General features: G+C 49.4%; 3 protein-coding genes. All 3 read right to left on the bottom strand.

What is annotated here, in order from left to right; translation table 11 throughout:
- Positions 1-542, bottom strand: a 542-nt coding sequence (locus tag OEL57_RS15990) for a type II secretion system F family protein (protein ID WP_300741849.1), incomplete at its 3' end; no start/stop codon positions are given.
- Positions 539-2,191, bottom strand: a complete 1,653-nt coding sequence (locus OEL57_RS15985) for a GspE/PulE family protein (RefSeq protein ID WP_300741848.1) — start codon at positions 2,189-2,191, stop codon at positions 539-541. The genes OEL57_RS15990 and OEL57_RS15985, both read right to left, overlap by 4 nt.
- Positions 2,192-2,205: 14 nt before the next feature.
- The coding region (locus tag OEL57_RS15980; protein WP_300741847.1) for a type II secretion system protein GspD at positions 2,206-2,875 on the bottom strand (670 nt) is incomplete at its 5' end.

The following is a 2,875-nucleotide window of genomic DNA, read 5'->3' as shown; positions in this document are numbered from 1 at the left end:
ACCAGTGTGGTTACTATGGCAAATGCTGGATAGATCAGTGCTCGTTTGATTGATCCAGCCAGGTCCTCCATTCTCTGAAGGTGTTCAGCTACATCCTTAAGGCTTCTATCAAAGCTGCCGGTTTCCTCTCCGACCCGTACCAATCGTCTGAAAACATCAGGGAATACTCTGGTGTGAGGTTCCAATGCGTCAGAGAAGCTGGTGCCCTGTTCAACGCTTTGTTTGATTTCTGCAATAACAGCCTGCAGATGTGGGTTGGTGACAGCTGCTCCGATATCTCCCAAGGTGGTCAGAAGTGGCAGACCTGCTCCCACCATAACCGACAGGTTATTGGCCAGGTCAATTATCTCTGCACGCTTAACCTTTTTACGGCCCAGTAATCCTTCAAATGTAGCTGAAAAGTTGGAGGATTGCGTGATTTTAAGAATATAGAGCCCGCGATTGACCAAACTTGTCGTCGCTTCATCAATTGATTCTGCTTCAATGCTGCCCTTGATGGTGCTGCCAGAGGCGTCAACCACCTGGTAGGTGAACAACTTCATCCTGCCACCCGTAGTACTTCAGCCAGCGTGGTTACCCCGGCGGCAGCCTTGTTAATGCCATCCAGTTGCAGGGGGATCATCCCCTCTGCAACTGCCAGTTCCATGATAGTTCCGGTGGAGGCCCCCTCAAAGATCAACTGACGAATCCTGCTGTCTACCACCAGTACCTCGCAGATTGATACGCGGCCGCTAAAACCGCTATTACCGCATTTTGAACAACCAGCACCGCGACGACCTTTCGTGGTATCAAGTCTGTGCTGCCTGAAAACCTGACGTTCGTCATCGCTAAGCAGGTATTCTTCACTGCAGTACTTGCAGTTTTTACGTACCAGACGTTGTGCAATTACTGCCACTAATGCTGAAGACAACAGAAATGTATCCACCTTGAGATCCAACAGGCGGGGGATTGCGGTGGCAGCATCGTTGGTGTGTAGTGTTGATAACACCAGGTGGCCGGTAATGGCAGCACGCACCGCCATTTGAGCCGTCTCTTCGTCTCGAATTTCACCCAGCAGCATGACATCTGGATCCTGCCGCATGAAGTTACGGGCAGCCAGCGCAAAATCGTAGCCGGCTTTTTCATTCACCTGGGTTTGCTTAACAAAGCTTAAACGATATTCTACAGGATCTTCTACGGTTAGAATATTGCGTTCAAGGCGGTTTAATTCTCGTAACGCGGCATACAACGTGGTGGTCTTACCACTACCGGTAGGACCGGCAATAAGTATGATGCCGTAGGATTTATTGAACAAACTCCGCACTTGCTGCACGGTTACGCTACTTATTCCAAGGGCTTCCAGGCGTAGTAGTGGACCTGCGCCGGCTAAAAGGCGCAAAACAAGATTTTCGCCAAAAATAGAAGGAACTGTTGAAACCCTTACTTCAAAGCTTTTTGAGAGGAAGGTGTGAGAGAATGAGCCGTCCTGAGGAAGGCGTTGCTCAGCAATATCCAGTTGTCCCAATATCTTGATCCTTGAGACAATGCCAGCATGGGCTTGCTTCTGGATGCAGTGGCCATGCTGCAACACCCCGTCAATCCGGTAAAAAATGTTGGTAACATCTTCTGTGGGCGATATATGAATATCCGTAGCCTGCTTACGGATACCATCCATCATAATCAATTCTACCAGTTCAGAGATGGTTGCACCTGGGACAACACCCGTTATCTGGCGTAACTGGGTGATGATCTCCTGCATACGCTTCTGTATCGGGTGGGCAATGAAGTAGTATGCTTTTTCAAGCGTAGACTGGTAGTGGTCATTATCCACCAGATAAACCTTGGGCGGTTTACCGGTAACTTTGGTCGCTGTATCTACAGCAACGATGTTACTTGGGTTGGTGATACCTATCGTAAGGTGACCATCTACCAGGGCAAGAGGTATCACCCCTATTTTTTCTGCGGTTTCCTTGGGAATCAGGCGTAGTGCTTCTTCCTCTGGTTCAAATTCTGATAGGTCAAGGTATTCAAGGCCACTCTGTACTGCAATGGTACGTGCAAATTCCGGGGCAGTGATAAATCCTAGTCTGATCAGCAGATCTCCCAGGATAGCGCCAGTAACCTGCTGCTGTTCAAGGGCTATCTGGAGTTGTTTCTGGGTTAGAACACCTTGGGAGAGGAGCAGTTCACCAATTTTGATAGGTGCGGCCATTGACGATACCTCCGTCAGTCGTTGTTAATCAGGTACGGTTGCAATACCACAACCAGTTCAGAGCGGGTGTCTGAATTGTCTTTGCGGGTGAAGAGGCCGCCAAGCCAGGGGATTTCACCCAGTAAGGGGACCTTTTCATCCTTGAGGTCCTGCTTGTTGGAGATCAGGCCGCCGATCACAATCATCTCGCCGTTTCTGACTTTAATGGTGGTGGAGAGCTCACGGAGGTCAACGGTAGGTATGGATATAGTAATCTGGTTGGTCGGGTCACCCCCGATGGCCTTGTCTTCCAGTTTAACCAGATCTGAGATGATGGGAGAAATGGTCATGCTGATTTCTCCCCGGTTGTTAATAAAGGGAGCCAGACCTAACATGATACCTGATAGTACATTGCCGGTTTCAACCGAATAGGAAATGGTAGGCGCACTACCGGCAGCTGTCGTGGTAGTGGTGGTTACCTTTGCAATGTAGTTGGTGTTACGACCGACTGTTAGCAATGCTGTCTGGCCATTCATGACGTTAATTCTGGGATTGGAAAGTGTTTTGACCTCACCCTGTGTTTTAAGTGCGGTGAGTAGCGTATTGGCGTTGCCACCTTTGTAGCCAAGCCTGAAGGTGCCGTTTTTTATGGATGTATCAAGCGACGTCGTTACATTGCCAAACCCTCCCAGTGGAACCCCGGAG

This window comes from Trichlorobacter sp. (assembly GCF_030247655.1).
Lineage (GTDB): Bacteria > Desulfobacterota > Desulfuromonadia > Geobacterales > Pseudopelobacteraceae > Trichlorobacter.
Note: the sequence above shows the minus strand (reverse complement) of the source record. Positions and strands in the feature narration are given on the sequence as shown.

What these genes read in the sequence shown, in the direction of transcription:
- OEL57_RS15985 (WP_300741848.1), bottom strand. Translation starts at nt 2,191, where the DNA reads ATGGCCGCACCTATCAAAATTGGTGAACTGCTCCTCTCCCAAGGTGTT.